This is a genomic window from Nitrospiraceae bacterium (genome assembly GCA_019637075.1).
Taxonomy (GTDB): domain Bacteria; phylum Nitrospirota; class Nitrospiria; order Nitrospirales; family Nitrospiraceae; genus JAHBWI01.
Window position 1 is genome coordinate 160,668 of the sequence record JAHBWI010000004.1, and the last position, 22,742, is coordinate 183,409.

Sequence of the window (22,742 nt, forward strand, 5' to 3'; positions counted from 1 at the left end):
CTAATTGGTGCGGTGCATCGGCCCTCATTATATAGATTTCTTAACAGCCTGTGCCGCGCGGGCCAGTCTCCTTGTCGATGTGTCCTGTTCTTGTTGCCCCGGTGCGTCTGTGTTAGCATCCTCCCCTTTGGCGGGCACGACCCACGCTTGGGCTGCGTTGCCCCGCCGTCACCCGAACATTTTGTATGAGCAAAACCTACGATCACCTGGCCGTTGAGGCCAAATGGCAGGCTTACTGGGAGCAGCACCGGCCCTTCCGCGCGACACAGGATCCGGCAAAGCCGAAGTTCTATTGCCTCGACATGTTCCCCTATCCCTCCGGGTCCGGTTTGCACGTCGGACATCTGGAAGGCTACAGCGCGACCGACATCGTCTCCCGCTATAAACGGATGCGTGGGTTCAATGTGCTGCATCCGATGGGTTGGGACGCCTTCGGGTTGCCAGCCGAACAGTATGCGGTGAAGACGGGTGTCCATCCCGCGACGACGACGGCGCAAAACATTGCGACGTTCAAACGCCAGATGAAACGTGCCGGCCTCTCCTATGACTGGGAGCGGGAGCTCAGCACCACGGACCCCGACTATTATCGTTGGACCCAATGGATTTTCTTGAAATTGTTCGAGCGTGGGTTGGCCTATGTGGCCGAGGTGCCGGTCAATTGGTGTCCGGCGCTCGGGACCGTACTGGCCAACGAGGAGATCGTCGATGGCAAGAGCGAGGTCGGCGGGTTCGATGTGATCCGCAAACCGATGCGGCAATGGGTGCTGAAGATCACCGCCTATGCCGAGCGGTTGCTCGACGACCTGTCGCTGGTGGAGTGGCCTGCCAGCACGCTCGAAATGCAGAAGAACTGGATCGGCCGCTCGATCGGGGCTGAGGTGGATTTTGCGCTGGCCGACGTCCGCGGCAATCTCCGCGTGTTTACGACGCGACCCGACACCTTGTTCGGTGCCACCTACATGGTACTGGCGCCTGAGCATCCGCTGGTCGACATCGTCACGTCCGAGGGGCAGCGGGTCGTAGTCGCCGAGTACCGGGCGGCGGCGGCGCGCAAGAGCGACTTGCAACGACAGGAATTGGACAAGGAAAAGACCGGTGTGTTCACTGGGGGGTATGCCATCAACCCGGTGACCGGCGAGCGTCTTCCGGTCTGGATTGCCGACTACGTGCTGATGAGCTATGGCACGGGCGCCATTATGGCGGTGCCCGCCCATGACGAGCGCGACTGGGCATTTGCGAAGCAATACGGGTTGCCCATTCGAGAGGTCATCGAGGGTGGGGACGTGCAGCACGCGGCCTTCATCGACACGGATCGAGGCAAGGTCGTGAACAGTACGACGGCCGACGGGGCCTTCTCCATCGATGGACTCCTGCCCGCCGAGGCAATTCCCAAGATGACCACTTGGCTCGAAGGGAAGGGCAAGGGCAAAAAAACCATCAACTACAAGCTTCGCGACTGGCTGTTTGCCCGCCAGCGCTACTGGGGCGAGCCTTTTCCCGTTATCTGGGTCGATGGCGAGGCACGTCCGCTGCCTGAGGAGCAGTTGCCGCTGACCCTCCCGGAAACGAAGAATTTCAAGCCGTCCGGAACCGGCGAGAGCCCGTTGGCCAACCTCGAGGATTGGCTGCAGGCAACTGATCCGGCCTCGGGTAAGCCCGCCCGCCGCGAGACCAACACAATGCCACAGTGGGCCGGCTCCTGTTGGTACTACCTCCGGTTCATCGACCCCAAGAATCAAAACAGTCTGGTCGATCCCGAGAAGGAACGGTACTGGATGCCGGTCGATCTCTACATCGGCGGGAGCGAGCATGCGGTGCTGCACCTGCTGTATAGCCGGTTCTGGCATAAGGTCCTGTTCGATGTCGGGGTCGTATCCACGCCGGAGCCGTTCAAGAAGTTGGTGCATCAGGGTATCGTGCTGGGAGAAGACAACCAGAAGATGTCCAAGTCCCGCGGCAATGTCGTGAATCCTGATGAAATGATCGATGCCTTCGGTGCTGACGCGGTGCGACTCTATGAAATGTTCATGGGGCCGCTGGAGTCGATGAAGCCTTGGAGTACTCGGGGTGTCGAGGGAATCACGCGGTTTCTGGATCGGGTTTGGCGACTCATCGTGGGCGAAAACGGCGAAGTGAGTCCGGCGGTTACGACGGCCGAGCCGGCCATGGAGCATCGTCGGCTCCTGCACCAAACCATTAAGAAGGTGACGGAGGATCTCGAGTCGCTTCGCTTCAATACCGCCATTTCGCAAATGATGGTCTACACCAACGAGATGACCAAGTTGGAGCAGCGGTCGCGCGCCTTGCTGGAGCCGTTTCTCCTGCTGCTCTCGCCCTTTGCTCCGCATCTGAGCGAGGAGTTGTGGGAACGGCTGGGATTGCCGCCGTTGGCCGGCCAGCAGCCCTGGCCGGCGTTCGATCCCGCGCTCGTGGTGAACGATCGCATGACGATTCCGGTTCAAGTGAACGGCAGGCTTCGGGGGAAGTTGGAAGTGGAGACCGGGACCGAGCGTGACGAGATCGAGCGGCTCGCACGGGCCGATATTACGGAATGGCTTCAGGGCAAAGAGCCGAAGAAGGTCATCTACGTCGAAAAGAAATTGATCAACTTCGTGATTTAGCGCTGTGCGACAAAGAAAGAGTCACAAGGCAGTAGGAACAAGTACAGTGCGAAGCAATAGATTGGACCTTTTGCCGCTTTCCTTCTGCCTCGCGCTCTTGGCGCTCGCCGGTTGCGGCTATCAGTTTCGTGTCCAGGGCTCGGGCCCGACCATCGGCGGGGCGGAAGAGCCTGCGGCAAAACGAGCCCATGCGCCGCGCCTGGCGATTCTCCCTCTGCAAAACAGCACGTTCGAGCCCAATCTGGAACTGAAACTGGCCAACTACTTCAGACGGGAATTTTCGTCGGGTGCCGGAGCGGAAATCGTGAGCGCCTCCGGCGCCGCCGACTTACTATTGTCGGGGTCGATCATGCAGATCGAATTGCCGACCCTGAGCTTCGACCGTACGACGACTTTTGAAAGCCGGGTCCAGATGCTGGTCAACGTGAGGATCGAGGACGTGAAGACTCGCCGGGTGGTATGGACGCAGGTGGCGAAAGGGACGTCGGAATTTTTTCTGACCCAAGATCTGCAGTTTAATCGAGTCCTTCAAAATCGCGCTCTCGAACAGGCGGGACGATTTATCGCGGAAGATCTGGCTTCGCGCTTTCTGTTGTTCATAGATTCGGGCGAGTTGGAGAAGGTCTTGGCGCGTCCCACCAATGCGGAGGCGTCGCCAGCCTCCGTTCCGGCTGGAGTTGCACGGTAACGCATATCAACGGATAAGCCATGGGACAGACCCTCGCCAGCTTGGAATTGCCTCAGGCCCTCGGTCGGGCAGGCCTTGCGCCGATCTATGCCGTGGTCGGCGAAGAGGACTACCTTCGCGATCGCGCGGTGGCGGCCTTACGAAACGCGGTGCTCGGCGATGAGACTCCGACCGGATTCAATGATGACGTGTTCCACGGCGACGAATCGGCGGTTGAGGACGTGTTGGCCTGCGCGGCGGAGATTCCGGTTTTTGCGACGCGACGCGTGGTCGTGTTCAAGACTCTCGACAAACTGGCGGCGCGTGAGGGCGAGAAACTCCTACCCTATCTCGCCGAGCCGAACGAGACCACGACCCTGGTGTTGGTCGCGACGAAATTCGACGGGCGGCTCAAGTGGACGCAGGCATTGACGAAGCATGCGGTCGTCGTGGATTGCGCTCCGTTGCGCGAGGCGCAGGTTGCCGGATGGATCAAGCAGGAAGCCGGTACGGTGGGCGTGCGCCTGGACGATGAGGCGACGCAGTTGTTGAAGGAAGTGGCCGGTGAGTCACTCTACGGGGTGCGCCGAGAACTGGAAAAACTCGCTGCCTACGTGCCTGCTGATCGAGCGGCGCAGGCGGCGGACGTGGAATTGTTGCGGGGGACGGAGGCTGGCGCGTCGGTTTTTGACCTCACGGCTGCCATTGGCGCTCGGGACCATGGCCGCGCGCTTCGAATTCTGGCGAGGAATGTCGAAAACGGGGAGGCGCCCCTTCGTATCCTGGGAGCCTTGGTTTGGCAATATCGCCGGCTTTGGAAGGTGAAAGATCAGCTGGCGGCCAGCGGACGCGATGGTGACGCCGCACGGACGCTGCGGATGGATCCGGCCCGCGTGCGGACGTTTCTCGGGCAGTTTTCAGACGGTCATATGGTGCAGGCGTTTCAGTGGTTCATGGAAACGGATGGACGACTGAAGGGAGGAAGCGGGAGCTCGCCGGTGCGCGTCATGGAAGGTCTGCTCTTGCAGCTCTGCAGTCGGCCAGCCCCTCAACAGATCACGCCGGGGACTGGACGGACCACACCGCCGGCTCAGAGGCCTGCGGGAGCTCGACCCCTGTCGAACGTTCGTACGATTACGCGTGGGAAGCAGCCAGGGCGTTGACACGCTGGGTGAGACGCGAGACGCGGCGGGACGCCGTGTTCCGCTTCAAGACACCCTTGGTAACGGCTTTGCTCAGGGCTGCCGTCGCGGCGCGCAACGAAGCTTTCGCCTCATCGACCTTCTTGTCCGCGATGGCCTCGGTGACCTTGCGGATGACGCTGCGGACGGAGCTCAACGTCGCCCGGTTACGGAGGCGACGGCGTTCGGACTGGCGGGCCCGGCGGATCGTGGATTTGTGCACTACAGGCATACGGAATCTCCTACGTTCAAAGCTTGGACTTGTAGCATAGGACGGGAATAATGGTCAAGGCGGTTTATAGGCGGTGGGCGTCCTGCAATTCACCTGAGTCGGAGAGAGAGCATGACGAGAATTGACGCGAGGGATCGCCTGATGTTGGCCTTGGATGTGCCGTCTGCGGCCGAGGCGGAGCAGTTGGTCGCGCGTCTCGGCGATCATCTGCGCTTTGTGAAAGTGGGATTGGAACTGTATACGGTGGCGGGGCCTGACATCGTGCAGAAGCTCGTTCGGATGGGAAAGCGGGTCTTCCTCGACCTAAAGTTCCTCGACATCGAAGAGACGGTCCGGCGCGCAACAGCCCGCGTCGCCTCCATGGGTGTGACATTTCTCACGGTGCATGCCAATCGGAAGGCCCTGATCGCGGCGGTTCAAGGACGTGGCCAGTCGGATCTCAAGTTGTTGGCAGTGACCGTGCTGACGAATTTTGATGGCCAGGATCTTCGGGATATGGGGATCCAGCGCACGGTTCAGGACCTGGTCACGGCACGGGCATCCCTGGCGGCCGAAGTAGGATGCGACGGGGTGGTTGCCTCCGGAGAGGAACCTCAAGCCATCCGCGCCAAGGTCGGCCAGGATTTGATCATCGTCACTCCGGGGGTCCGCCCGGCCGGCAAGGGTACTGACGACCATGCACGGGCAACTACGCCCACCCAGACCATCGCGTCGGGGGCGGATTATTTGGTGATCGGTCGGCCGATTCGGGATGCCCAGGATCCGCAGGCCGCCATGAACGCGATTTTGGAGGAGATGCAGGCCGCCTTCGATGCCAGGAGCATTCCGGCCATCGGTCGCGAATCGTGACGCCACCTTGTCCCTATCCGATGCCGCCGGCCGATCTATGCGTAGGGGCATGGGGCCTACGCTGCTCCCTGCGGGACTTCACGAACAGCTGGTTGCGGCGTTTCCCCGCGGTTTGCTATGATGCGCGTTCGCCACGTATTCGGGTCGTGTACTGCAGATGATGGTGGGTGTAGCTCAAGGGTAGAGCGCCTGACTGTGGCTCAGGAGGTTGCGGGTTCGAAGCCCGTCACTCACCCCATCCTTTTGTTCGTGAGTTTCCCGCAGGAGGATCAATGGCCGGCCAGGCTCATCCGCTGTCCGTCTCGACGGCCGACCAGAGATCCCAGTCTTCCGGTACCCACTTTCACGTCCGCTCCTTCCGCCGGTTTTCGATACAGTGTGCCGTGTACTACGCATCCGAGACCGTCCGAGGAAGCGGCACGGTTTGGAATATGTCCATGGACGGTTGGCGTGTGGATGGGACGGAGCCGGTTGTGCCAGGTACGGTGATGACGCTGAGTGTGATTCTTCCAGGGAAATCCTCAACCGTCTTCGTGGAGCAGGCCACGGTGCGCTGGTCGCGAGGACGGGAGTTCGGTATCCAAGTCTCTTCGATTCGGGAAGACGAACAGGCCAGGTTGGCGGATTTCGTGCGCGCGCTCGTGTAGCTCATGCCTCTGTCTTTCTAGACCTCCTGTCCGCGGCGCACCCGAAAACGGAAAAATCTTTGCCATCCCGACGCTGATGGGTACACTAACCCCGAGGCAAGACACCCCGGCTCTTCAAGATTTTGGATCCCCATACATCATGGCCAAACAGTACAAAGCCCGCTCCCATTCCCGCGTTCCCGTCAGCTGCTTCCTCTACTACCTCGGAGATGGGCTCGTCGGCACAGGCAAAGTGTGTGATCTGTCCGTGAAGGGCTGGCGGATCGAGGGTGACAAGCCGGTTACCATCGGCATGAAGCTGACCCTTCGAGTGTTTCTCCCGGATCAACCCAAGGCGATCGATATCGACGGCGCCATGGTGCAGTGGGTAAAGGACCGTGTATTCGGATTGGAAATTGTCCGGATGAGTGCCTCGGCTGAAACCCGCATCCACAAGTTTGTCGAGTCCATGCTGAACCCTCCCGGTTCTTCCCGCGTCGCCTGAGCCGCGTTTCTTTTCTCCGTCTTCCGCGCCGGCGCCATCGCGTTCCACACACATCCGTCACCGTTACGGGTTGGGCGGGGAGGTCCCCCCTTTAGAGGACTACCGACCGGTCGGCGAATTTTCATATTCTGCCGAGGCTTTTGATTGCCCGGAGGATTGAATGGAACAACAGAATCGCCCCCGCTTCATAGTGGAATGCACCGGATCGCGCTCGGAGGATGGTCGCTTAGTGTGGAATGGTCGGATGCTGGATTTATCGATTCCAGGGTGGTCGCGGACCGGACTGAAGGGGTTGATTGCGGGTGATTTGCTGCAATTGCATCTCCATATCCCGGGGCAACCGAAACCGCTCTCGGTACGCTTGGCCACCATTCGTTGGATTGCCGATTCCCGGGTCGGCGTCGATCCGATACTCATGGATGCCGACGATCAGGCCAGGCTCAATGCTTTCGCTACCGCGCACGGTGCCGATGTCCAATTCGCCAGCGATCGACACGATCAAATCGTCATCTCGGATATGCGCTGACCCTTCCTTTCGCTCCTTCCATATCAGAGGGTTGTCCGGCCGGGCGCGATCCCAGATCCGCGCGGCCTTCGTGAGCCCATCCTCGGCTCGCCGTGCGGCGCAGTTCGCGACTGTTTGATTCTGCGCCAGCCTGCGCTCTTCCGCCCCTTGTCAGATCGTATGGCGACGGGATTGCTTGACATCAGTCGGCTAGATGGTGTCTCTTGCCTAGAGGGCTGTCCCGGCAGAGGCTCTGCATCGTCGTGACGCAGTCGCGGACGGCTCAGGCTCGAGGACTACAGAATGACGACGGGCACGCACGTTACCCAGGCTCCACATACGACGCCCCTCACGCCTGAAACCGAGGCGCAGGTTTCCCAATTTGCGGAAACCGAGATTCTGGTCGGCATTCCCAGCTTCAACAATGTCGAGACGATTGGGCACGTGGTCCGAGCAGTCAGTGCAGGGCTGGCCAAATACTTTCCGCAAGCCCGCGCCGTATTGGTGAATTCCGACGGCGGGTCGACCGACGGCACTCAGGAAGTCGTCGCGCAGACCGTCGTCGACCTCAAGACGCTGTTTATCGGGGACCAGCAGAGCTCATTACACAAGATTATTACCCCTTACCATGGCATTCCAGGGAAGGGCAGTGCGTTTCGCACCATTTTCGAGATCGCTCGGCGCCTGAAAGCCAAGGCATGTGCAGTGGTGGATTCCGACCTTCGTAGCATCACGCCCGAATGGATCGAATTGCTGGTGAGTCCCGTGCTCGAACAGGGGTTCGATTATGTCGCCCCCTATTATCTCCGGCACAAATATGACGGGACGATTACCAACAGTATCGTCTATCCGATGACACGGACGCTGTACGGCCACAGGATCAGGCAGCCCATCGGGGGAGACTTCGGTTTCTCCGGGCACCTGGCGCAGCATTATTTGGACAAGCATGTCTGGGAGTCAGAGGTCGCCAAGTTCGGGATCGATATCTGGATGACCACGGAAGCCATCGCGAGCGGAGCCCGCGTCTGTCAGAGCTTTCTAGGGGCCAAGATCCACAACCCCAAAGATCCTGCTGCCGACCTGTCCGCCATGCTGGTGCAGGTGTTGGGGGCGGTGTTCGCACTCATGGAGGAACACCACAGCGTGTGGTCGAAGACCGAAGGGTCGAACATCGTCCCGCTGTTCGGCTTTCAATATGAGGTCGGCGTGGAGCCGGTCAACGTGAATGTCGATAGAATGATCAGCAGTTTTCGGCAAGGATTAAGCGACTTGGCGCCGATTTGGGAACAGATGTTGGCCCCGGGAACGCGTCAAAGTCTCAAGCCGTTAGGCACCTGCTCGCTGCAGGAATTTCGCATCGCCGATACGCTCTGGGCCCGCGTGGTCTTCGATGCGGCCGTGGCCTACCGTAACCGGGTATTGCCCCGCGAGCATTTGCTCAAGGCCTTTACGCCGCTGTACCTGGGACGCACCGCGTCGTTTGTCTTGGACACTCAAGGACTGACCTCGGCGGAGGCCGAAGGCCGTATTGAGGCATTATCGCAGGCGTTTGAGAAGGACAAATCCTATCTGGTAGCCCGGTGGAACGAACCGCCGGGGAACTGAGGAAACCCGCTCCATCCATCTGAAGGCAGGCTACGGTATGAGCCGGAGGAGGAGACCATGAAGGAATTCTTGGAAAAGGGCTTGTTGGACCCGCTGGAACTGATGGCCCGGCAGGTTCTGGCCGTGTTGCCGAGCATCCTGGCGATGTCGATCATTTTCTTTGCCGGGTTGGTCGTTGCCTGGACGTCCAGTCAGGCCCTCGAGCGGCTGTTGCGCGTTGTAGGGTTGGATCGGTTGTGCGATAGGTTAGGCGTGACCGGAGCGCTGCTGCGCGGCGGAGTGAAGACCGATCCGTCTCGACTCGTCGGGCAGGCGGCCTATTGGTTGGTGATGATTTTCGCGACCGTGGCAGCCTTGGGGGCGCTCAACCTGCAGCCGATCAACGACTTCGCAAAATCGTTCCTCGCCTACGTACCGCATCTCGTCACGGCAGGCATCATCCTGGTCGCCGGGTGGTTGCTCTCCAACTTCGTCTCTCAAGCGGTATTGATTGCGGCGGTGAATGCAGGCTTGCCGCCCGCCCGGTTGGTGGGGACCTGCTCGCGCTGGGGGATCCAACTTCTCGCGGTGGCCATGGCCTTGGAGCAATTGGGCATTGCTCAGAATATCGTGGTGGTGGGTTTCGGGATTACCCTCGGCGGGCTTGTCATGGCCGGTGCGATCGCCTTCGGGCTTGGAGCGAAGGATCTGGCCAAAGATTACCTCGAGCGCGGATTGTCCGTTCGGTCGCGTGATCGAGCCCCGGACGATCTGCGTCATATGTAGTGATTTGGAGAGGAAACGATGTTGCAACGAGAAGGATTGCGAATGGATAAGAAGCCAAGGGATTCCGAGTCAGACGCGAAAGCACGTTTGTGGTTGGGCGGGGAGGCGGTGGTGCCGAAATATCCACGGCGGCGCCAGTGGCCCGTCTTGTTCAACCGGTCATTGACCGGTCTCATGGTTCTGGCCATGGGAGTCGGGTTTGCCGGAGGACTGCTGGTAGGCCTCAAATCCTGCCGGCGCAGCAGTTCTTCTTCCCGCTGAGGCGTGGGGCCTGCTTCGTGCCGGGCTCGCGCCGTTGTCTGTCCCTGAGCGGATGGCCGTTCAAGGTGATCCGCCGATTCTCCTCGACACCCGCAGGATTCCATGGCACCGTCGGCCACGGTGCGTTGGCGGGGAGTTCTGCCCGATCGCTTCCGTCAGCGCCTCGACGTGACCTATGGATGACGTAACCCTTGCGCTTCTCATCTTCATCGCGGCCTACCTCGCCATCATCAGCGAGCGTATCCACAAGACGATCGTGGCGCTGTTGGGCGCCTCGTTGATGATCGTCTCGGGTGTCCTAACTCAAGAGGAGGCTTTTCATTCGCCTGAGCATGGGGTGGACTACAACGTGGTCTTCCTCTTGATTGCGATGATGGTCATCATCAATATCGTCCGAAAGACCGGATTGTTCGAGTGGTTGGCCGTCTGGGCCGCCAAGCGCACTCAAGCGCGGCCGTTTCCGATGATGGCGCTGCTCTGCACGATTACGGCGGTTCTGTCGGCGTTCCTCGACAACGTGACGACGGTGTTGTTGATGGCGCCCGTCACGCTCGAGTTGGCCAAGCGGCTGCAAGTCGAGCCGGTGCCGTTTCTGGTCGGCGAGGCGCTGTCTTCGAACATCGGCGGCACCGCCACGTTGGTGGGGGATCCGCCGAATATCATGATTGCCAGCAAAGCCAGCTTGGGCTACCTGGATTTTCTCGTCATGCTCGGGCCGGTGACGATTGTGATCTTTGTCCTATTCCTGCTGGCGATCTGGATCTTCTCGGGTCGTGGGATGAAGGTGTCGCCGGAGCTGCAGGCTCAGGTCTTGGCGCTCGACGAGGGTGAGACGATACGGGACGCACGCCTGCTGCGCACGTCCCTATGGCTCTTGGGTCTGACGACGGTGGGGTTTTGTTTCCACGGGGTGCTGCACGTGGAGCCGGCCACGATCGCACTGCTGAGCGCGAGCATTTTCATGGTCGCGGGACATGGACGCGGATCGAACAGCGGTGAAGCGGAACTCGACTACCTCACGGAAGTGGAATGGAAGACGATTTTTTTCTTCATCGGCCTGTTCATTCTGGTCGGTGGGCTCGTCAAGACCGGCGTGATCGGACTGTTGGCCAAGCAGTTGATCGTACTCACAAAGGGGAGCGAAGTCGGAACGGCCATGGCGGTCTTGTGGGGATCGGCCATCATTTCGGCGATTGTCGACAACATTCCCTATGTGGCCGCCATGAATCCGCTCATCATCGACCTCGCCAGATCGCTGCATCCCTCCATCAGCGATCCGGTGGCCCTGGTCCATCAACCAGACATTGTGCCTCTCTGGTGGGCCCTGGCGCTGGGCGCTTGTTTGGGTGGCAATGGCACCGTGATCGGCGCTTCGGCCAACGTGATCATCGTCGATCTCGCACGCCGGGCCGGCTATCACATCAGTTTTGGGCGGTTCATGCTGATGGGAGTTCCGGTGATGCTTGGCTCGATGGTCGTGAGCACCCTGTACCTCTGGCTGCTCTTTTTTCGATAAGCAGGTCGGGCGTTCACGCCGGCCCCGAACGCCGTCAGATGCGCGTCAGCACGTCCAGCACGCTGCGATTCCACCCGACGGGTCCCACGCCCGGGGCCTGAATGAGACCGGACATCCGCACGTCCGGATCGTACGAAGTATCGGGCTTCTGCACGAGGATCGGATAATCTACGAGGGCGAGCATCGGCGTATCGTTGAGACTATCCCCGATGCCGATCGTCACGAGCGCCTGCCCCTCCTGCTCCGCGAGCCGACGGTAACATCCAAGCAGAACACGGCTTGCGATGCCCTTATCGCTCGCTCCCATCAAGTGGTAAAACCGCCCGCCTCTGGTGCAACGAAGGTTGCGCGCAGCGGCCGCCTGGCATAACCGTTCCCAAGGTACACCGGGCTCTCGCATGACGAACGGTTCATCGTATTCCCGCTGTTTCGAGAGGAGCGCATCGGAAACGGAGAGACCCGTCAGCCGGGCTATGTCCTCCGCGGATAGATCACCGAATCCCACGAGCCGGCAGTTCAAGGTCTGCCCGAGTTCTTTCAAGGCCAGCCGAAGTCCGGCATAGGGAGAGCCGATTTCAACAACTTGGTACTCGCCTCGCAACACGGACTGTTCGATCGGAAAGGGGAAGTAACCCTTCGGCATGAACAGGCCCCCGCCATTTTCGACCACGAACGGATGCTGATGGTTGAGGCGGAAGCGCAGCGGTTCGATTTCTGAACGTGTCTTGCTGGAGACAAGGATCAAGGAGGCGCCGATCCCTTGGATCCGTGCGAGAGCTTCGTCGGCGGCATTGTAGGCATAGGTGTCGGCATCGAGCAGGCTACCGTCCAGGTCGGTCAGGATCACGATTCGGGCCATAAGTGGAGATGCTCCTTTGACCAGGCAGTATACGGAAGTTTGGCGGTGGGGCAAACCGGCCCCGCGAGGAACCCACCTCTATCGGTTGAAGGCCTCCACACTTAACGGGCATGGGGGCTGGGACCGTCACGCACGACGCGATTCGACGTGTAATTGACGGGGGGCTAGGCGTCCAGTTCTGACACAAGAGAAACCCCGATTTAGGAACGGGCGGCTTTTGCCGAAGAATGTGCAAAATTGGTTGGTGATGATGAGCAGAGGGATCCAGGGGGACTCGAATTCCCGCTAAATTTGAGGGCTGCTCAGGGCAAAACCATACAGTCGATGAGGCACCCGGCTTGCATCGTTCTGATTGTTTTTTCTTCACCTCCTGCTTTGGACTCAGCACTGCCACACCGTACTGGTTGTCCCGAGGGGCGGCGAAATAGCCAAAACCCTGGAATCTGCTAAGGTTATACTGTGCGATCCGACAAGAAATCCCCCCTCAAATCCGACAAAAAGACCCCTCCTAAGATCCAGAAGAAGGGCGTCGTCGGCTACAACAAAAAGTCGGCGTTGTTGGAAGACGCGATTACCCAAATGAATGCCGGCAAATACGGCCGGGCGTCGTCTGCCTTGAAGGAACTCCTAGCCCTCGATCCCCACAATGCCGAGGCCCGGCGTCTGTTTGCCACCTTGCATCTCCGGCTCGGCAGCCTGATGAGCGCGCGTACCGCATTTGAATCTCTCGCCCGCGAGGCCTTGGAGCGGCAGGACTATTGGTTGGCCGAATCCCTCCTGAGGGAATATCTCGTGGCCGGGCCCCGCTGTGTACCGTTCCTCGACATGTTGGGCCATGTGTACGAGGAAAAGGGCGACGCGATGGCCGCAGTTGCGGAGTACGGGAAGGCCGTCGAAGTCCTGTTAGAAGATCCGGATCCGGACAATCCAAACCGGGCCAGTGATCTCTTCGCCAAGATTCGGGAATTGGCTCCGGCCAGCCCCGTGGCATTTCGCTTTGCCGCCATGTTCGATGCCACAACCGGGCTGTTGATCCAGCAGGCGGTACCTCCTGCCGCAGACTCCATTACTCCTTCGGCTGAGCCGGCTGTGTCCGGCGACCTTCCTGCTGATCTGCCCAGCGAGCCGGGTTCTGCCCCCGAAGTTCACAGTGCGAACCTTGAGGTGACCCCGGCAGAGCAGCCTCCGTCCGTCGCAATCGAGCAATCGCTTGAAGTTGCCGAACCAGTCCTGCCGGACACTGCGGCTCCTGTTGAGACGGCGACAGCGGAGGGCAAGAAGCCTCAGACCGAGCCGCCTGCTTTGGCTGATTCGATTTCCATCCCCGAGGGTCACCTCCAAACAGTCTTTGCTGACTCCTCGGAATCAGCGTCCGCTCCGTCGCTTTCGGCAGCGTTGGAGTCAACGTCCGAGGCCATTCGGTCAGTCGAGCCGGTGGCCCCCGCGCAGCCGGTGATGCCCGTAGAAGCAGGGATGCCCGCAGAAGCAGTGGCGCCCGTGGAATCAGCGATGCCGATCGAAGCAGCGGCTCAGCCTGCCAGTGTCCAGCTGAGTGAATCGATCGCGGACCAGACCATCGAGGCTCCAGCAGAGCCGATTCCCTCGCCCATCGTGCCGGAAGTTCTATCCCAGCCCAGCTCAGAGCCGATCGCTGCCGCTCCGTCGAGCCCGGCGCCGATGCCGTGGGACCAAGTTCAGGAAGTCGCCGCGGAGTTGCCGGCTGCTTCTGCTCCAGAAATGAAGGAGGAAGCGCCGGTCGAACCGCCGCGTCCGTCCCTCGAGCTCATCTCGCAACCCAGCCCGTTCCCGATTGCGACAGCGCCGACTGTTCCGGCAGCGATGCCGTGGGATCACGTTCAGGAGTCGCCGGTTTTGGTGTCGCCGCCGACCGATGCGACCTCGGATCGGGTTGAACCGATTGCTCCCTCCGCGCCCTCGTCCGCGGTCTTGGCAGGCGATCAAACGATTCCCCCGATCGCATCGAGTGCGGCCCTTTCGTGGGATGAAATTCTCAAGGCCGTTGAGCAATTCCGAACGGAAGCTTCCTCGCAGCTCGCCGCCCCGCCCGTTCCGGCCGAGGAGCCGACTGCTGGTGCTCCGCGATCTGAAACGATGCCGAATCTTCCGGCGCCAGCTGAGATGGAGTCCCTCGGCGCCGATCACCAGATTGACATGCCGCCTGCTTCTCTCCCGGAAGTCGTCCTCGACGCAACGCCACTATCCGCTCCGATGCCCTGGGAACAGGTTGAGCATGACACCGTAGCCATTCCACGCCTGGAGCGCGAGCCTGAGTTCGGCTCCATGCCCGTCGTGCCGAAGCCGGACACGCAGGACCCGACACTCATTCTACAGCCGCCGCTGGATCAGCCTGACAGCCCCTCGACCGCGCAGGCAGGGCAAGCACCGGATGTCACGAGCGACGCCCCGCCGGCCGAGCCAGCATTGCGAATCCTATCGCTCGATACCCCAGTTGCCGCTCCGTCGCCCATTGAAAAGACGATCCACATTCCGCCCGTAGCCCTGGAACCTGCCGAGGAGGTCCCGTCGGCGGCATCTCCAGAATCCAAACCGGTCTTGGCCGAAGCCGGGCCGGTGTTGGAGTCGGTGGTTGAGCAGCCGGCCGCGCCTATAGACGCACCTGCCCTTGCAACTGCGAAGATTGCGGTAAGTGAGCCGGCACCTACGGTGATTGACAAGCACGAGCCAGTTCCAGCAGTCGCGCAACCCTCTGCGGCTGTGCCGTCGCCCGTCATAGAGCCACCGTCGGAAGACACCTTTACACTCGCAGTCGAAGCGCCCCTCGCAGTTTCACCAGCTGAGCCGGTAGTAGTCGAGCCTGAGGAGGTTGTCCCCGAGCCGCCTGCCTTGCGGCTGGCTACTGAACCTGCCCCCGAACCAGTTCCATTGCCGAAGGCAACGCCTGCACCGCAGCCGGCAGTGATGGCAGCACCGGCCTTTACGTTGGCTCAGCCGGGGGCGAGTGAGCAACTGACACGACCGGCACCGACCTCGCCTGCACTGCCGGAAGCTGTACCTCCTCCGGCGCCTGAGGCAGCAGCGCCGCCGGAGTCAGTCGTTGTCGAGTCTCCGGCCCTCGTGCCGCAAGCAGCAGCCGAGCTCATTGAGATTGCTCAATCTACCGAGGTGCTGTCTCCGCCGCTAGAAACTGCAGCGGTGGAATCGCCAGTCGAGATCGTTCAGGAGCCAACTCAGACTGAAGTCAGCAGGGCGGTGGTCGAAGTAGTTGAAGAGCCGGCGCAGGTGGTCGAGCCAGTCCCAGCGGCAGCGGCACCGGTAGAAGCGATTGAGGTCCAGGCGCTTGAGCCTCCCCCCGCGACTATGAGCCCGCTCGAGGTCCCGACTCCGGCTCCGCCCCAGGCCGCTTCGGTTGCAGAGCCCACGATTTCGGCAGAGCCCGTGGCTCCGCCGCCGCAACCGATTCCTGCTCCGGCAGCAGAAGACAATATAAAAATTCTCTGGAACGATTCTTCAGGACGCACTGCCCCGCGTTCATCCAGTGCCGGCTTGTTTGGCCGATGGCTCAAGAAGCCAAGCGAGGAACCCGCTCCGGAAGCACCGGTGGTCGAGGAGCCGGTCAGCGAAGTCCCCGCTGCAGTGTCCGAAGCGGATTCCAGTGTCATGCGCCGCGAGGCTGCCGCATCGGCTGTTGATGTGCTCTTCGACCGCACCAGCGGACCGCAACCGGCATCGAGTGAGGAGTCGATTGCCAAACCGAAACCGAAAAAGCGGACGGGCGGACGGGCAGCCAATCAGGCGCGCATGGCCGTCACGGTCTTGCTGGGAACCTGCTTTTCCACGACCCGGTCGTTGGTGTTGTCGCTCGTTGCCCTGGTCGGGCTGGTGATCGCGCTGGCGGCTATTGGGATAGGTGCTGCGGGTCTGACGTGGGTGTTCCTCGAAGAACAGCCGAACGGGGCCTATCACAACATGACAGCCGTGCCGCAACGCACACTGCAGGATGCCTCGAAGAACGGGTATTTCATGCTGCTCGGCTTCAGCCTCCCGACCAACCAAGATCCGGTTCTGGCGGGTTTTGAGCGGAAGGTCGATGACTCCGATGCGGAATTTGCGCGGGGCTGTCTGGCCGGGGACGGCGGCAGCGGTGCCGTGCGACAGGGTGCTTCCGCCGACGTGCTGGGAAAATGGTACCGCGCGGGCGACCCGGCCGCTCAGATGAGTGGCGAGCCCTCCGGTGTGAAGGCGTGGATCGGCCAGGCGGATGTCTCGATGGGCCGCTACAGGCAGTGGCTCAAGATGCCGTTTGAAGACTGGGGTTATGGCGAAGGCGCAAGTCCGAATTGTGGCGTGATCTTGTATGCGCACCGGCTCTACGTCGCCGAAGGGTTTGCCCAGGACCAGGATGCCGGGGTGGATCGGTTGGAAGCCGACCTGGGAGCATGGCGTGCCGTGCTTGGTCATGCCAAGACACTGCCGATCAAGATGCTGGCTACGTCCGCCATGAATGACGACATCGCGGTCGTCAGCGGCCTGCTCCTGCGTCCTGATCTCGAGGAGCGCCTGATCGGCCGATTGGCGAAGATGGCCCGCCCGCTCGATCAGGTGGAACAGTCGATGCGTTGGCCCATGCAGAGCCAATTCGTCCAAGCGACGAAAACCATCGATCAAGCCTTGAAGCATGACAAGGGCGAGACACGGCCGTTCTACGTATCGGTCGCTGCTGCGATGCCGCTTCCCAAACAGCGTCGGTTCAACGATTATGCCGAGTATTACGAGGCGGCCGGAAAGGTAGCGTCGGAAGGCCAGTTCAGCCACATTCCCAAACGCGGCCAGTTCGTTCGCACCCCGGCGGATGGGTTCACGGATTACCTCGTGAATCCAATTGAGCACATCATCGGACTTGAGCCGTTACCTGCCTGGGAAACCTACGGTGGGCTGGTGCTTGAGACCGATGCGAGGTTGAGATTGGCCGGGCTTCAAGCCTGGCTGAGACGTACCTCACCGGAGCAGGACCTTCTCACGCGCGTGGCAAAGGCGGGCCAGGCATTTTACGATCCCTTCACGGGGCTTCCCATGCTGGTCAATCTGAAGCGGGGATTGTTTTACAGTGTCGGTCGCGACCTCAAGGATAGTGATGCCTCAGCCCCGGCAGACGTGGTGGCCTCCATCCCTTTGATGCAAGGGCAGGAAGGCAAGCGCAGCGGTAAGGCCAGGTAGCCCTCCCTCAGGCAGTCGTAAGTCCTCACTCTTTGCGGGTGAGTTCTCGCCCGCAACCTCCTGTCAACCAAATGCCTCGTCGTACGTTGTTCATGCCGGGGTCAGATTGCCCTTCAAGGGCTGGTCTTGGACGAAATGCGGCGAACCATGGCACACCAGCGGTCAGGAGAATGGGTTGAGGCGGTCGAGCCGGAATTGTACGGAGTGGTCCGACGGCTTGACGGCGGAGACCGTTGGGCTGAGAATCGGCTGAGTCCGAACCCTGTCCTTGTCGGCAAGGAGAGGGGGTAGGTGGCGATGGACGGGATACAGTCCCGACTCCTGGCCCCCGCGCAGCCCGGCAGCCTCTGCCTGGGCGGGAGGGCGATACTGCTGGAGCAGACCCAGGCATTGGATCGATTTCTTGCGGGGATCGAGCGCCGCGCGTTTCGGATGGCTCATATTGCCACCGGAAACGAGGACGAGGCGATGGACCTCGTGCAGGATGCCATGCTCAAGCTGGTCGATCGCTACAGCCATCGGCCTGAGTCGGAGTGGGGCCCGCTCTTTCATTGCATCCTGCAGAGCCGCATTCGAGATTGGTATCGTCGAACGCGGGTCAGGAACCGATTCCGGGAGTGGTTCGGGGGAAGTCAGGCCGAGGACGATGAAGAAGATCCGCTCGATCGGCTGCCCGATACCTCGGCTGTCCCGGCGGATGAGGAATTGCGGCGGAAGCGTGCCTGCCTGGCTCTTGATCGGGCGCTTCGCACCTTGCCGTTGCGCCAGCAGCAGGCCTTCCTCCTTCGAGCCTGGGAAGAATTGGATGTTGCCTCGACGGCGGCAGCGATGGGCTGTTCGGAAGGAAGCGTGAAGACGCATTTTTATCGAGCGGTGCAGGCCCTGAGAAAACATTTGGGGGAGCATTGGCCATGAGTAAGCGCGTTGACGAAACGGTCGACCCGCTCTCGGCGTCGGCTAAACTGGTACTGGATGATGCTGTTCAGCAACTCGATCGGGACACGACGCTGCGACTCCAGCGGGCCCGCATGCGCGCCCTTGAGGGGGCTGCTCATGGTCGGCCGTGGCTGGCATGGGCCGGCGGGTTGGTGCTCGCATCGGCGGCCATTCTCACGGTCGTACTCTGGGAGGCTCCCACGGCGATCGAGCCCCATAGCCATATGCATTTGCTGGAGGATTTGGACTTGGTGACGTCGACCGAGAACGTCGAAATCTCCGAGGACCTCGAATTCTACGATTGGCTCGCCGATGCCACTTCGACGATCGGGTAATTGGGCGCTGGTCGCAGTTTGCGTGTGGGTTCCCGTAGTCCTCCAGGCCGCGCCGCAAGCGGTGGCGCCGAGTGAAGCCCTGGAGGCAGATTTTCTCGATTTTCTGGAATCCTTGGAGCAAGAGGACGAGCTTCGCGGCGATCCCTTCCAGGAGCCACCGGTCGAACCATCACCTGAAGCGCCTCATGCTCGAGGCCGGGCCGACAAGGAGAAGGCCCTGACGCCGTCCCGGAAACCAGCGCCGCCGGCGCCGGTGAAGCAGGGCTCGGCCACGACAACACCGCAGTCAAAGCCATGATTCGCACACTCTTGCTTCTGCTGGTCATCGCTACCTGTCTTGCCGGGCCTGTCTGGGCGCAGCGGGACGCGAAGGGGGTGCCTTGGAACCAGCTTTCTCCGGATGAACAAACCGCCCTGCAACGGTTCAGCGAGAAGTGGGACCAGTTCCCACCGAATAAGCAGGAGCGATTGCTCAAGGGGGCGCGCCGCTGGAATGCGATGACGCCGGAGGAACGGAAAGACGCGCAGAAGCGGTTTCGTGCGTGGCAGAATATGCCGGATGACCAGCGGCGGCAAATGCGGGAACGGTTCCAACGTTTTCGGGATCTCTCTCCGGAGGACCGCGAGGCGGTGCGGAAGGCGCGCAGGTGGTTCAAGTCGTTGCCGGAGGAGCGCAAGGAGGAACTGCGGAAACAATTCAAGGGAATGTCGCCGCAGGAACGCCGCGCCTATCGAGAGCAATTGCGCCGCGATATGATGGAGAAGCCGGCTGGTACGCCTTCCCCTGCCACTGAACCCTCCCCGAAGTCCTCTGCCGCCGAGGATTGAGCAGGAGGTCTCACTGCTTCGAGGCGGATTCTTCCTGGTGGGTACCGACCCCGGTTCCCCGCTGGTCTTTCACGTAGACGCTGCCCTTCTTCGCCTTCGCGACCTTTTTCAATTCAGACGCGATCTTGCTGACGTCACCGGGGTGTGAAATCTCGCGATGTTGGTTGGTCACGACGGCGATCGAGAGGCTCATGACGGCAAAGCGCTCGTGGTTGCCCTTGCGATCCACGGAATCGATGTAGCCCTTTTGCCGATCCTCCGGGTCGTAAAAGTCCGGAATGACGAGGTCGAAGCGTTTGATGAGGGTTTGGCAGATGGCGTCGATCGTCTGTGGCGCGCTCATGAAGACAAAGTCGTCGCCGCCCACGTGGCCGACGAAGCCGTCGGGGCCCGCCAGTTCACTGACCACCGTGGTGAGGATGCGGCAGGTCACCACCAGGACTTCGTCTCCACGGGCATATCCGTACCGGTCGTTGAACGACTTGAAGTTGTCGATGTCCAAGTACGCCAGCGCGAACGGGGCCTTGCTCTCGATGCGGGCGGTCGTTTCATGCAGGATGGTAGTGTTGCCGGGAAGTCGCGTGAGGGGATTGGCGTCGAGCGACCGCGCCAGTCGGCTGAGGCACAGTCGCACCCGCTGTGTGACTTCTTCTGCCCGGTAGGGGATGGCGATATAGTCATCGATGCCCAAGGCCGTCCAATCCAAGTCACCGACCCGAATGTCACGGATAAGGAAGACCAGCGGCAACCGACCGAGGAAGGGATCAGCCCGGAGGTCGCGGGCCAAGGTTTCGGCCGATCGACCGTTCGTGCCCTCGGCGGCGAGTACCAAACCGGGAGGATCTTGTACCAGTTCGTGTAGGGCGAGCCCCGTTGCTTCACCCACCACGACGTTGAATCCAGCTTTGGCGAGCCACGCCGACAGCCGCTCGATTTCACCCGGATCATTGTGCAGCAGGAGGATGCGTCGGTTGGTGGGCGGGTGGCTCATAGGTAATCGTCGATCGTCTGGAATTCCTCGCTCGCCTTGGCCAGGCAGTCGGCAAGGCTCTGCTCATCCAGGCCGACGAGTTTCCATGCCGCCTGGGACAGCGGCGGGACCAGGTCATCGCCGGAATGGCCGCAGGCCATGCCTTTGACGAGAATGTCGGCGACATGGACGATGGCCGTTTGGAGCTTCGCGTCTTGGGCAGCGGTGGGGGTGTGATGGAGCATGATCGGTTCGCGCAGCGTGATGGGTAGGTGCCAGGCCGACGCCAGCCAGCCGCCGACGTCGGCGTGGGTGACCTCGAACAGCTCTTGCTCCGTTTCCATCAGATAGCGGTCCTGTCCCTTGTTGGCCGCGGTGATCTGGCGGCCGACGTCAGGCCATTTGACGTACAGCACGACCTTCCCGATGTCGTGCAGCAAGCCGGCTACGAAGGCCTCTTCGGGATTCTTCATCCCCGCTTTGGTGCCGAGAATGTGGGCTGTGATGGCGACGCCGAGCGAATGACGCCAGAGTTGATGCATGCCGGCCGTCTTCATCATGTCGAAGGCGGTGGCGCAGAGGGTCAACCCCTTCACGACATTCAAGCCGAGCACGACGACGGCATGGGCCACGGAGGCGATGCGGGAGGGAAAACCGTAGAAGGGGGAATTGGCCAGGCGCAGCACTTTCGCGGAGAGAACTTGGTCCTTTTCGATCAGGATCCCGATCTCTTCGGCCGAGACATTCGGCCGACCGATCATCGAGGCGAGCTTCTGCACGACGTGGGGCAAGGTCGGCAGCTCGCCGACCTGCTCGATGCGTTTCTTGAGATCGACTTTCGTGGTTGGGCTCATGAGGAAGAACCTGAGGCTTCGCCGACGCCGTGCGTGTTTCGCAGGTGTTGCCGGATCGCTTCAAGAATCAGGCGTTGCTGAGGATCTTGGTTGACGCGGGAAAAGCGGCTGTCGAGATCGGCTTCGAGTTCGGCCAAGGTCTTGCCGTCGGACGAGCCGGCCTCGCCCTCGATGTAGACCGAGGCGAGTCCCAGTTGCCGGAGCCGGCCGATCGTCGCGTCGTCGAGTGCGGCCCCTGAGGCCAGCACGACCATCCCTCCGGAATTCGTGACCGGCTTGGCCAAGACCATGCCCGGCGTCAGTTCTTCGAGCACCACGCGCTTCATGCAGCGATATCGTCCATTGAGCGGCGGGCTGCCGAGGCCGCTATCACGGGCCGCGGGAGATCGCGCAGGTCATGAATTCGGGTTCGTGGTGCGTTATCGGTCGAATCCGCCCAAATCTGTAGGGACCCTGAGACGGTCGGTCATTGAAGGTTGATGGGGATCGCCGGCTGGGGTAGCCGAGCGAGGCTCGCCATGAGCCGGGACGGCACGGACATTACTAGGTTATAGGGCCATTTGATTTCTTGACCGTCCAGGTGTCGTTCCCCACACTGCCCCCCATTCCTAACTGCTAGTACTTACTGTGCACGACGTTGCTCCGTGCCTTCAGGGCCTGCCGATGATGCTGCAACCTGAACACCGCCCGGACGAAGCCGGGCACATTCTGGTCGTGGACGACCAGATCTCAATTCGGGAGATGATGAGTGAGTTTCTGAGACACCTTGGCTACGGCGTGACGCTGGACGAGGGCGGGCATCGGGCGATTGCCCTCTATCAGCAGCGGCCGGTTCGATCTCGTGTTGCTGGATGTCGTGATGCCGGGCATGACCGGGATCGAAGTATTTCGTGTGATTCGGAAGTTCGATCCCCAAGCAAAGGTGATTCTCTTCTCGGGGCAACCGTTCGCTCAGCCGTATCGGGAACTGCTCGACGAGGGGCTCCGCGGTTTCATCAAGAAGCCATTCGACTTGGATGATCGATCCAGCCTTTTGGCGGCACAGCTCCATCAGCGGTGACGAATCGAGCACAACGCCCGTCAGTCATTGCCTCGGTGGTCAGGCATCACTGAGAGCATTCCGGCCGAATAAATGCTTGAGCTGTGCCTGGTAGGATGGGCAGACCGTGCATCGCACCGGTAGGGGAGGCGAAAGGATCGACCTGTGCGGGTGACCCAGGCATGCAGCTGCCGGTAGAACGTGCGGGTCGTTCCTCCGGCGATATGCTGCAGCACTGGGGTGACGACGATGGAAGGCCCGGCGCAATCTTCCGCGCCGAAGCATTTGGCGCCCATGTCCCACGCCTGATCCACGGAACGGATCGGGAAGTGATCGTCCAACTCCAAGACAATGGAGTCGGGCTCACGTGGGACGATTGCAGTGTCCATGGC

23 protein-coding genes and 1 tRNA gene are annotated in these 22,742 nt (G+C 61.0%); 18 read left to right on the top strand and 6 right to left on the bottom strand.

Annotated elements, in window-relative coordinates; translation table 11 throughout:
* Positions 1 to 185: 185 nt before the first annotated feature.
* The 3 genes from leuS to holA are packed head-to-tail and all read left to right on the top strand — an operon-like array spanning position 186 to position 4,451.
* The gene (leuS, locus tag KF814_11950; protein MBX3236858.1) at positions 186 to 2,621 is read left to right on the top strand and encodes a leucine--tRNA ligase; all 2,436 of its coding nucleotides are present in this window, start codon (positions 186 to 188) and stop codon (positions 2,619 to 2,621) included.
* A 46-nt stretch (positions 2,622 to 2,667) separates the two neighbouring features.
* On the top strand, positions 2,668 to 3,309 hold the full coding sequence (locus tag KF814_11955; GenBank protein ID MBX3236859.1) for a hypothetical protein: 642 nt from the start codon (positions 2,668 to 2,670) through the stop codon (positions 3,307 to 3,309).
* A gap of 20 nt (positions 3,310 to 3,329) precedes the next feature.
* Positions 3,330 to 4,451, top strand: coding sequence for a DNA polymerase III subunit delta (gene holA / locus KF814_11960; protein MBX3236860.1), 1,122 nt, complete (start codon positions 3,330 to 3,332; stop codon positions 4,449 to 4,451).
* On the opposite strand, the gene rpsT is transcribed toward holA, so the two are convergent.
* Positions 4,423 to 4,701 carry a 30S ribosomal protein S20 gene (rpsT, locus tag KF814_11965; GenBank protein MBX3236861.1) on the bottom strand — a complete coding sequence of 93 codons (279 nt, stop codon included), beginning with the start codon at positions 4,699 to 4,701 and terminating at the stop codon, positions 4,423 to 4,425. The two genes, holA and rpsT, sit on opposite strands and share 29 nt — an antisense overlap.
* Before the next feature lie 111 nt (positions 4,702 to 4,812).
* On the opposite strand from rpsT, the gene pyrF reads away from it, so the two are divergent.
* The 9 genes from pyrF to KF814_12010 all read left to right on the top strand — a co-directional run bounded on the left by pyrF (position 4,813) and on the right by KF814_12010 (position 11,333).
* Positions 4,813 to 5,550, top strand: coding sequence for an orotidine-5'-phosphate decarboxylase (gene pyrF / locus KF814_11970; protein MBX3236862.1), 738 nt, complete (start codon positions 4,813 to 4,815; stop codon positions 5,548 to 5,550).
* A gap of 163 nt (positions 5,551 to 5,713) precedes the next feature.
* Positions 5,714 to 5,788: transfer RNA gene (locus tag KF814_11975), tRNA-His, on the top strand.
* A gap of 34 nt (positions 5,789 to 5,822) precedes the next feature.
* On the top strand, positions 5,823 to 6,197 hold the full coding sequence (locus tag KF814_11980) for a PilZ domain-containing protein (GenBank protein MBX3236863.1): 375 nt from the start codon (positions 5,823 to 5,825) through the stop codon (positions 6,195 to 6,197).
* Positions 6,198 to 6,336: 139 nt separating this feature from the next.
* Positions 6,337 to 6,681 (top strand): PilZ domain-containing protein, encoded by a 345-nt coding sequence (locus tag KF814_11985; protein ID MBX3236864.1) that lies wholly within the window; start codon positions 6,337 to 6,339, stop codon positions 6,679 to 6,681.
* Positions 6,682 to 6,841: 160 nt separating this feature from the next.
* A complete protein-coding gene (locus tag KF814_11990) occupies positions 6,842 to 7,207 on the top strand; it encodes a hypothetical protein (GenBank protein MBX3236865.1) in 366 nt (121 codons plus the stop codon).
* A gap of 282 nt (positions 7,208 to 7,489) precedes the next feature.
* Positions 7,490 to 8,791: a glycosyltransferase gene (locus KF814_11995; protein ID MBX3236866.1), complete on the top strand. Its 1,302-nt coding sequence runs from the start codon at positions 7,490 to 7,492 to the stop codon at positions 8,789 to 8,791.
* Between the two features lie 57 nt (positions 8,792 to 8,848).
* Complete coding sequence (locus KF814_12000; GenBank protein MBX3236867.1) at positions 8,849 to 9,556, top strand: hypothetical protein; 708 nt, start codon at positions 8,849 to 8,851, stop codon at positions 9,554 to 9,556.
* Between the two features lie 42 nt (positions 9,557 to 9,598).
* The gene (locus tag KF814_12005; protein ID MBX3236868.1) at positions 9,599 to 9,817 is read left to right on the top strand and encodes a hypothetical protein; all 219 of its coding nucleotides are present in this window, start codon (positions 9,599 to 9,601) and stop codon (positions 9,815 to 9,817) included.
* A 175-nt stretch (positions 9,818 to 9,992) separates the two neighbouring features.
* Complete coding sequence (locus KF814_12010) at positions 9,993 to 11,333, top strand: ArsB/NhaD family transporter (GenBank protein MBX3236869.1); 1,341 nt, start codon at positions 9,993 to 9,995, stop codon at positions 11,331 to 11,333.
* 34 nt (positions 11,334 to 11,367) lie between these two features.
* Here KF814_12010 and KF814_12015 read toward each other — a convergent pair whose 3' ends face one another.
* Entirely contained in the window at positions 11,368 to 12,192 is an 825-nt protein-coding gene (locus KF814_12015) for an HAD-IIB family hydrolase (GenBank protein ID MBX3236870.1), read from the bottom strand.
* A 459-nt stretch (positions 12,193 to 12,651) separates the two neighbouring features.
* Between KF814_12015 and KF814_12020 the strand changes: the two genes are divergently transcribed.
* The 5 genes from KF814_12020 to KF814_12040 all read left to right on the top strand — a co-directional run bounded on the left by KF814_12020 (position 12,652) and on the right by KF814_12040 (position 19,487).
* The gene (locus KF814_12020; protein ID MBX3236871.1) at positions 12,652 to 17,388 is read left to right on the top strand and encodes a tetratricopeptide repeat protein; all 4,737 of its coding nucleotides are present in this window, start codon (positions 12,652 to 12,654) and stop codon (positions 17,386 to 17,388) included.
* A gap of 297 nt (positions 17,389 to 17,685) precedes the next feature.
* On the top strand, positions 17,686 to 18,303 hold the full coding sequence (locus tag KF814_12025) for an RNA polymerase sigma factor (GenBank protein ID MBX3236872.1): 618 nt from the start codon (positions 17,686 to 17,688) through the stop codon (positions 18,301 to 18,303).
* Positions 18,300 to 18,659 carry a hypothetical protein gene (locus KF814_12030; protein ID MBX3236873.1) on the top strand — a complete coding sequence of 120 codons (360 nt, stop codon included), beginning with the start codon at positions 18,300 to 18,302 and terminating at the stop codon, positions 18,657 to 18,659. Before KF814_12025 ends, KF814_12030 begins: the two co-directional genes overlap by 4 nt.
* Positions 18,637 to 18,957 carry a hypothetical protein gene (locus tag KF814_12035; GenBank protein ID MBX3236874.1) on the top strand — a complete coding sequence of 107 codons (321 nt, stop codon included), beginning with the start codon at positions 18,637 to 18,639 and terminating at the stop codon, positions 18,955 to 18,957. The genes KF814_12030 and KF814_12035 overlap by 23 nt, the downstream gene beginning before the upstream one ends.
* Entirely contained in the window at positions 18,954 to 19,487 is a 534-nt protein-coding gene (locus KF814_12040) for a DUF3106 domain-containing protein (GenBank protein ID MBX3236875.1), read from the top strand. The genes KF814_12035 and KF814_12040 overlap by 4 nt, the downstream gene beginning before the upstream one ends.
* Positions 19,488 to 19,497: 10 nt before the next feature.
* Here the strand turns inward: KF814_12040 and KF814_12045 are convergent, their stop codons facing one another.
* From KF814_12045 to KF814_12055, 3 genes are read right to left on the bottom strand one after another with little or no spacing between them, the layout of a single operon-like run.
* Positions 19,498 to 20,478 (bottom strand): diguanylate cyclase, encoded by a 981-nt coding sequence (locus KF814_12045; GenBank protein ID MBX3236876.1) that lies wholly within the window; start codon positions 20,476 to 20,478, stop codon positions 19,498 to 19,500.
* A complete protein-coding gene (locus KF814_12050; GenBank protein MBX3236877.1) occupies positions 20,475 to 21,311 on the bottom strand; it encodes an HDOD domain-containing protein in 837 nt (278 codons plus the stop codon). The genes KF814_12045 and KF814_12050 overlap by 4 nt, the downstream gene beginning before the upstream one ends.
* On the bottom strand, positions 21,308 to 21,637 hold the full coding sequence (locus tag KF814_12055; GenBank protein MBX3236878.1) for a hypothetical protein: 330 nt from the start codon (positions 21,635 to 21,637) through the stop codon (positions 21,308 to 21,310). The genes KF814_12050 and KF814_12055 overlap by 4 nt, the downstream gene beginning before the upstream one ends.
* Before the next feature lie 482 nt (positions 21,638 to 22,119).
* Here KF814_12055 and KF814_12060 point away from each other — a divergent pair, with 482 nt between their 5' ends.
* Positions 22,120 to 22,371, top strand: coding sequence for a response regulator (locus KF814_12060; GenBank protein ID MBX3236879.1), 252 nt, complete (start codon positions 22,120 to 22,122; stop codon positions 22,369 to 22,371).
* Positions 22,372 to 22,391: 20 nt separating this feature from the next.
* Here the strand turns inward: KF814_12060 and KF814_12065 are convergent, their stop codons facing one another.
* Positions 22,392 to 22,739, bottom strand: a complete 348-nt coding sequence (locus tag KF814_12065; GenBank protein ID MBX3236880.1) for a hypothetical protein — start codon at positions 22,737 to 22,739, stop codon at positions 22,392 to 22,394.
* Positions 22,740 to 22,742 lie beyond the last annotated feature (3 nt).

Coding starts and splice junctions, on each gene's coding strand:
- KF814_12015 (MBX3236870.1), bottom strand. CDS start 12,192: ATGGCCCGAATCGTGATCCTGACCGACCTGGACGGTAGCCTGCTCGAT.
- holA (MBX3236860.1), top strand. CDS start 3,330: ATGGGACAGACCCTCGCCAGCTTGGAATTGCCTCAGGCCCTCGGTCGG.
- pyrF (MBX3236862.1), top strand. CDS start 4,813: ATGACGAGAATTGACGCGAGGGATCGCCTGATGTTGGCCTTGGATGTG.
- KF814_11990 (MBX3236865.1), top strand. CDS start 6,842: ATGGAACAACAGAATCGCCCCCGCTTCATAGTGGAATGCACCGGATCG.
- KF814_11995 (MBX3236866.1), top strand. CDS start 7,490: ATGACGACGGGCACGCACGTTACCCAGGCTCCACATACGACGCCCCTC.
- KF814_12055 (MBX3236878.1), bottom strand. CDS start 21,637: ATGAAGCGCGTGGTGCTCGAAGAACTGACGCCGGGCATGGTCTTGGCC.
- KF814_12000 (MBX3236867.1), top strand. CDS start 8,849: ATGAAGGAATTCTTGGAAAAGGGCTTGTTGGACCCGCTGGAACTGATG.
- leuS (MBX3236858.1), top strand. CDS start 186: ATGAGCAAAACCTACGATCACCTGGCCGTTGAGGCCAAATGGCAGGCT.
- KF814_12030 (MBX3236873.1), top strand. CDS start 18,300: ATGAGTAAGCGCGTTGACGAAACGGTCGACCCGCTCTCGGCGTCGGCT.
- KF814_11980 (MBX3236863.1), top strand. CDS start 5,823: ATGGCCGGCCAGGCTCATCCGCTGTCCGTCTCGACGGCCGACCAGAGA.
- KF814_12005 (MBX3236868.1), top strand. CDS start 9,599: ATGGATAAGAAGCCAAGGGATTCCGAGTCAGACGCGAAAGCACGTTTG.
- KF814_12035 (MBX3236874.1), top strand. CDS start 18,637: ATGCCACTTCGACGATCGGGTAATTGGGCGCTGGTCGCAGTTTGCGTG.
- KF814_12065 (MBX3236880.1), bottom strand. CDS start 22,739: ATGGACACTGCAATCGTCCCACGTGAGCCCGACTCCATTGTCTTGGAG.
- KF814_12040 (MBX3236875.1), top strand. CDS start 18,954: ATGATTCGCACACTCTTGCTTCTGCTGGTCATCGCTACCTGTCTTGCC.
- rpsT (MBX3236861.1), bottom strand. CDS start 4,701: ATGCCTGTAGTGCACAAATCCACGATCCGCCGGGCCCGCCAGTCCGAA.
- KF814_12050 (MBX3236877.1), bottom strand. CDS start 21,311: ATGAGCCCAACCACGAAAGTCGATCTCAAGAAACGCATCGAGCAGGTC.
- KF814_11985 (MBX3236864.1), top strand. CDS start 6,337: ATGGCCAAACAGTACAAAGCCCGCTCCCATTCCCGCGTTCCCGTCAGC.
- KF814_12025 (MBX3236872.1), top strand. CDS start 17,686: ATGGACGGGATACAGTCCCGACTCCTGGCCCCCGCGCAGCCCGGCAGC.
- KF814_12045 (MBX3236876.1), bottom strand. CDS start 20,478: ATGAGCCACCCGCCCACCAACCGACGCATCCTCCTGCTGCACAATGAT.
- KF814_12010 (MBX3236869.1), top strand. CDS start 9,993: ATGGATGACGTAACCCTTGCGCTTCTCATCTTCATCGCGGCCTACCTC.